Origin of the sequence: Catellatospora sp. KI3, assembly GCF_029948125.1 — a bacterium.
Taxonomy (GTDB): Bacteria; Actinomycetota; Actinomycetes; order Mycobacteriales; family Micromonosporaceae; genus Catellatospora.
Genome location: NZ_JASAMB010000045.1, coordinates 21,760 through 27,759, shown reverse-complemented (window position 1 = coordinate 27,759; position 6,000 = coordinate 21,760). Strand labels below are relative to the sequence as shown.

Annotated in this window: 5 protein-coding genes; 4 read left to right on the top strand and 1 reads right to left on the bottom strand. The window is 74.2% G+C overall.

Annotated features, from left to right (window positions below):
• The coding region (locus tag QEZ54_RS35375) for a DUF4032 domain-containing protein (protein WP_281309150.1) at positions 1-775 on the top strand (775 nt) is incomplete at its 5' end.
• A gap of 233 nt (positions 776-1,008) precedes the next feature.
• Positions 1,009-1,677 carry a phospholipase A2 gene (locus QEZ54_RS35370; RefSeq protein ID WP_281309149.1) on the top strand — a complete coding sequence of 223 codons (669 nt, stop codon included), beginning with the start codon at positions 1,009-1,011 and terminating at the stop codon, positions 1,675-1,677.
• Here the strand turns inward: QEZ54_RS35370 and QEZ54_RS35365 are convergent.
• Positions 1,628-3,358 carry an NAD(P)-binding protein gene (locus QEZ54_RS35365; RefSeq protein WP_281309148.1) on the bottom strand — a complete coding sequence of 577 codons (1,731 nt, stop codon included), beginning with the start codon at positions 3,356-3,358 and terminating at the stop codon, positions 1,628-1,630. The two genes, QEZ54_RS35370 and QEZ54_RS35365, sit on opposite strands and share 50 nt — an antisense overlap.
• Before the next feature lie 164 nt (positions 3,359-3,522).
• On the opposite strand from QEZ54_RS35365, the gene QEZ54_RS35360 reads away from it, so the two are divergent.
• Both QEZ54_RS35360 and QEZ54_RS35355 read left to right on the top strand, forming a co-directional pair.
• A complete protein-coding gene (locus QEZ54_RS35360) occupies positions 3,523-5,331 on the top strand; it encodes a hypothetical protein (RefSeq protein WP_281309147.1) in 1,809 nt (602 codons plus the stop codon).
• A gap of 94 nt (positions 5,332-5,425) precedes the next feature.
• A complete protein-coding gene (locus tag QEZ54_RS35355; RefSeq protein ID WP_281309146.1) occupies positions 5,426-5,908 on the top strand; it encodes a hypothetical protein in 483 nt (160 codons plus the stop codon).
• The last annotated feature ends 92 nt before the right edge of the window (positions 5,909-6,000 follow it).

Genomic DNA, 6,000 nt, shown 5'->3' with positions numbered 1-6,000 from the left:
CGACGCCGAGACGGGGCAGCTGCACCTGCGGCTGTCGCCGGGCCAGCGCGGCGAGGACCTGGAGATCGCCCGCACCAACATCTTCGGCGAGGCGCTGGACCTGCAGGCGGCGGGCCTGCTGCACGAGGGCATCGACCCGGAGCACGTCTCCGACGAGGTGGTCCGGCGGTACGAGACGCTGTGGCACGAGCTCACCTTCGAGCAGGCCGTCGAGGCCGACACCCGGCGCCAGATGGACAAGCGCATCCGCCGCCTCAACGAGCTCGGCTTCGACGTCGAAGAGGTGTCGATGTCAGTCGTCGAGGAGGGTGGCCACCGCACCGTCATGCTGCGGCCGAAGGTCGTCGACGCGGGCCACCACACCCGGCGCCTGCTGCGCCTGACCGGGCTGGACGCCGAGGAGAACCAGGCCCGCGCGCTGCTCAACGACCTCGACGCGTACCGCGCGGAGTCGGACATGCCCGACGAGGCGCAGGCGGCGCACCGCTGGCTGACCGAGGTGTTCGAGCCGGTGATCCGCGCGGTGCCGCCGCACCTGCGCGGCAAGCTGGAGCCGCCGGAGCTGTTCGTGCAGATCATCGAGCACCGCTGGACGCTGAGCGAGCAGGCCGGCCGCGACCTGGGCCTGGCCCCCGCGGTCCAGTCGTTCCTCGCCAACGTGCTGATCCACCGCCCCGACGAGCAGGCCGTCCTCGGGTACGAGGTCGACGACGACATGCTGATGCAGCTGGAGGACGAGGACGAAGCCCCCGAGGACGAGTCCCTGGTCGACTGACCGCCCCCGCCCCGCCCCGCCCCGCCCCGGCTTTGAATTGACGCTGGCCTATCCAGAAGACGAATCGGTGAAATCCGTCCTCCGGATAGGCCAGCGTCAATGCTATGCGAGGCGGCCCAGGAGCTGGGCGAGGTGCGTTTGCGCAGGTAGCATGGCGCGCCGACCCGGCTCACGGCGACTCCCCCGTCGACGCGTACCCCCTCCGGGCCGCCCCTACCCGAAGGGTCGCGACGATGCGATCACGGCTGCGCCGTACCCCCGGCCGACGCCGCGCCGGTGTGCGCGGCGTGCTGCGCTCCCTGGTCGTGCTCGGCTTCGGCGTCGCCGCCGCGTTGACCCTGGCCGCTCCGGGTGAGGCGCGCGAACGCCACGACCCGGCCGCCACCCGTACCGTCCAGGCCCTGCCCAGCGGTGATCTCAGCGCCGTGCCGCGCGACTTCGCCAGGGTGATGGGGTATCAGCCGGTCACCGCCCGCCTGTCCGACGGCGAGCTCCGCGTGATCAACCCGCGCGGCTCCTGCTCGGTCCCCGGCGAGGGCCGCCCGTTCGACTTCGCCGTCCCGTGCATGGCCCACGACTTCGGCTACGACCTGCTGCGGTACGCCCGCCGCCAGGGCGCCCCGCTGTCCCCCGACGCCCGCGCGCGCATCGACCTGCTGCTGGACCACGACCTGCGGGTGCAGTGCGCCACCGACAGCACCCCGACCAGCTGCGCCGCCACCGTCGACCTGTTCGCCGCCGGGGTCGGCTTCAACTCCTGGCGGCAGCTGTCCGGGCCGCCGGTCGACACGTCCGGGCTGACCCGTACCGCGGGCCTGGTGCTGCTGGCGGCCGTCGGTGGCGGCGGCGGGCTCAGACTGTGGCGGCGCCCGCGGCGGCGACCTGGGCCATCAGCCCGCTGAGCCCGTCCCGGCTGGCCACGACGGTGAGCCGGTCGCGCGCGTGCAGCACCCGGTTGTCGGCGGGCCGCCACAGCGGGCGGGGCTCGCCGAACTCGGCCAGCGCGATGACCCGTACCGCGCCCGCAGTGTCCGCGTCGCCGACGCGCGCCCCGTCCAGGGCCGAACCGGCGCCCACGACCACCTCGGCCACCAGCAGCACCCGGCGCTCGACCGAGATGGTCCCGATGACCTCGCGCTCCATCAGGGCCTCGGCGAAGGCCGGCGCGGCCAGGTAGGAGACGCTGCGGGTGTAGCGGATGCTGAACGTCTTGCGTACCCGGGCGGCCAGGTCGCCGTCGAACAGCCGGACCAGCACCCGCAGCTGCGGCTGCAGGTTGCGGCCGTGCAGCGCCGCCTCCAGGTTGATCACGTCGTTGCTGGCCAGGGTCATCAGCGCGCGGCACTGCTGCACGTTGGCCGAGCGCAGCGTGCTCTCCCGGCTGGCGTCGCCGATGATCAGCGGGATGCCCAGCTCGCGGGCCAGGGCCACGCCCCGGGCCTGCTCGTTCACGTCGATGGCGACCACCGGGATGCCCCGGTCGTACAGCAGCCGCATCGCGCGGGTGCCGACGTTGCCGAGCCCGACCAGCACGATGTGCCCGTCGGTCGGCAGCCGCAGCCGCCCCTGCGCGACGGCCAGCCGCGCATTGACCAGGCCCTCGACCACCATCGCGGTGACCAGCGGCACCAGCGCCAGCCCGGCCAGCGCGATGACCAGCTGCAGCAGCTGCTGGCGGCCGGACAGCTCCGGGCTCAGGTCCGGGCCGCCGAACGCGTTGACCGCGGTCAGGTAGATCCCGTCCCAGACGCTGCGCACGTGCGCGCCGCGGGCGAAGAAGAACCCGGCCACCGCGAGCACCACCAGCGTCGTGCTGACGGCGAGCCGGAACTGCCGCGAGACCAGCGACTTGACCGTGTCGACGACGGCTCGCAGCCGCCAGCGCCGGGCGCGGCGGGTCACCAGCCGCGCGACGTCGTTGACGGTATCGGCGACCGAGGTCGTCTCACGGTCCTCGGCCAGCACCAGGTCGGCCCGGGCCGGGTCGGCGGGCAGCAGATCCACCGCGGCGCCGGGCGAGGTGGTGTCGACCAGGCCGCAGACCACGTCCGCGGGCACGACCGCCTGGCGGCGGGCGACGACGAGGGTACGGCCCGCGACCGGCACCGGAGCCGCGTTCACCTCGTCCAGCGCGATGGCGACCAGCGCCGGAGCGGCGATCTCGGCGTCGGAGAGCACCTTGGCGTTGCCGAGCAGCTCCTCGATGCCCCTGCCCAGGTTGGAGTTGTACATCCGGACGACCAACCGCAGGTCGGGCACGATGTCGCGGGCCCGCAGCGCGATGTGGATGTTGCCGACGTCGTCCTGGACGGTCAGCGCGAGGCCCAGCGCGTGCTCGAGGTCGGCCTGGCGCAGCGCGCGCTCGTCCACCCGGTCGACCACCAGCACCCGCACCCGCGGCAGGTCGGCGAAGTCGCCGCGCGCCCCGGCGAGCTGCTCGGGGGTCAGCAGCAGCACGACGTCGGCGCCGTAGCGCTGGGTGAGCTGCTCGGCCAGCCGGTAGGCCAGGCCGTCGGAGCCGTTGACGACGAAGTGGTTCCCGCCGCGGCGCGGCTGGGGGATGACCGAGGAGGGGCTCAGCACGCCCGGATGGTATCGATCACGCACCACCGGGGCCACCCGCGAGGGATCGCTGTACGTGTCTTTACCGCGACGATATGCCCCTTTTGGTCGTTGCTTCATCAGACGAATGCACCTTTACGCACCCCGCAGTTCGGGTGCACCGGTCAGCAATCGAATGGATGGACATGAACAAGTGGTTCTACAGGGCCGTCGGCGCGGTCGGCGTGGCCAGCGGCGTCATGCTTCTCGGCAGTGGCGTCGCCCACGCTGAGACGGCCACCGAGGCCAAGCCGACCGCCGATCTTCAGGCCATGCGCGGGTTGGTGGCCGATCTCCTCTCCCCGACCGCGGGCCTCGGCGATCTCGGCCTGTCGCTGGACACGCCGCAGGCCCGGGTCGACGCCGGGCTGCTGCCCGACGGGCCCGTGTCGATCACGCACGGCAACGGCAGCCTCGGCCTCACCGCGCACGCCCCGGGCGTCCAGGACATCACGCTCGCCAGCAAGCTCCCCCGCCTCTCCGACATGGTGCCCAGCACCAACCTGCTCTCAAGCGCGACCGGCCTGCTCGGCCAGGCCGGGGACGGCTCGGCCGCCCGCGCCGAAGGCTCCCCGCTCGGCCCGCTGAGCGGGCTGCTCGGCGGCGGGGGCACCAGCCCGGTCGCCGGCCTCACCGGCGGGCTGACCGGCGGGCTGTTCGGCGGCGCCAGCCCCATCGGCGGGCTCACCGACGGCCCGCTGGGCGGCCTCACCGGCGGCCTGCTGCGCGGCGGCACCGACGGCGGCGGCCCGCTCGGCGGCCTGACCGGCATGCTGGACAGCGGCGGCGGCGCCGACAGCGGCCCGCTGGGCGGCCTCACCGGCGGCCTGACCGACGGCCTCGGCGGCATCACCGGGGGCGTCGGCAGCGCCTCGCAGGACCGGGCGCTCGACCGCGCGCTGACCCCGCGGCCCACCGTCCCCGCCGCCGACGACACGACCCAGGACCCCTTCGGCGACTGGCTCGACACGCCCGCCGCCGGACTGGCCCGCCAGGGCGACATGCTGTTCCCCGGGGACGTGCTCGACCCCACCGATCAGCAGGGCCTGACCCTCGACCCGGTGCTCTCGCGGCAGGTCGCCGACGCGACCTCGCAGATCGTGCCCGACCTGATCGCCGACGCGATGGGCCGCAAGGCCGACGGCGACCTGTTCGGCGCAGGGCCGGACCTGTTCGCGCCCGGCGGCCAGCCGGACCTGCTCACGGGCGGACCGACCGAGGGCATCCCGTTCGTCGACGGCATCCCGCTGCTCGGCGATCTGATCGGCAACGGCGGCCCGCTCGACGGCATCATCGCCATGGGCGACATCGCCAAGCAGCTGCCGGTCGTCCGCGACGTCGTCACCGGCAAGGTCACCCTGGACACGGTCAACCAGGTGCCGGTCGTCGGCAACCTGCTGCGCAACGGCGTGGTGCAGGGCGGCAAACCGGGCACCGGGCTGCCGCTCATCGGCTCGCTGCCGATCGTCGGCGACGCGATCAGCAAGGCCACCAGCAGCCTGAACGGCTTCGGCATGGGCCGCGGCGCGAACATGCTGGCTCCGCAGCCGCAGGTCGCCCAGCCCCAGCCCGGCCTGGCACCGGCACCGGCGCCCCAGCCCCAGCCGCAGCTGCTGCCCGCGCCGCAGGCGGCCGCACCGGTGCACCAGCACGAGGGCCGCCACCGGGCCACCGACCGGCCCGTCGTGGGCGAGGAGGCCGAGTACGCCGAGTCGGCGCGTACCCCGGAGGAGCTGCCGCTCGTCGGCCAGCTGCCGCTGAGCGGCCTGCCGCTGCTGGGCTCGCTCACCGGCGGGGCCGGTTCGGGCGGCGCCGCGCTGCCGGTCGGCGGCCTGTTCAGCCAGCTGCCGCTGGTCAACGACCTGCCGCTGCTGGGCGACATGCCCACCTCGATGGAGGTGCTGCGCGCGCTGCCCGTCGTCGGCACCGCCGCCAGCCTGCTCCCGCTGGGCTGATCGACCTCGGCGGGCCCGGCACGGACTCCGTGCCGGGCCCGCCGGCGTATACGGGGGCAGCGGCCGCGCTCGTACGCCCGGCACAATGCCGCCCATGCTCTCGATCGAGTTCTCCCGCACCACCCGCCTGACCCCGCGGCCCGCCCTCGGCCTGCTCTACCTCGTCGGCACCGTCCTGTCGGCGCTGCTGCTGGGCGCCACCCTGGTCGACCGCCGCATCGACCCGCTGCCGACCATCACCCTGATGGCGCTGCTGGTGGGCGCGCAGGCGCTGTACCAGCAGGGCATCTACCTCGTCGGCGACCAGCTGCTGCTGCGCCGCCCGCTGTCGCGCACCACCGTCCCGCTGGCGAACCTGCGCGCCGTGTACATCCGACCGCTGCCCGCCCGGCCGCAGCGCCGCCTGCTGCACCTGGAACTGGCCGACGGCACCGTGGTACGCACCCACGTCGGCGTCACCGGCAGCCTGTTCTCCCCCGCCATCCGGGTGACGTTCGACCAGCTGGTGGCCCTCGTCGGCACCATCGACGGACACCGGCGCCGGGTCGGCGGCCACGCGGGCGCCATGGAGCCGTGACCGGCACGCGCGGCTGAGATCGTACGAACCGCGCCCGTCGTCGGACCATCGTCGTCTTTGCCCGGTCGAGGTCCGGATGCGAAGCTGTGTCG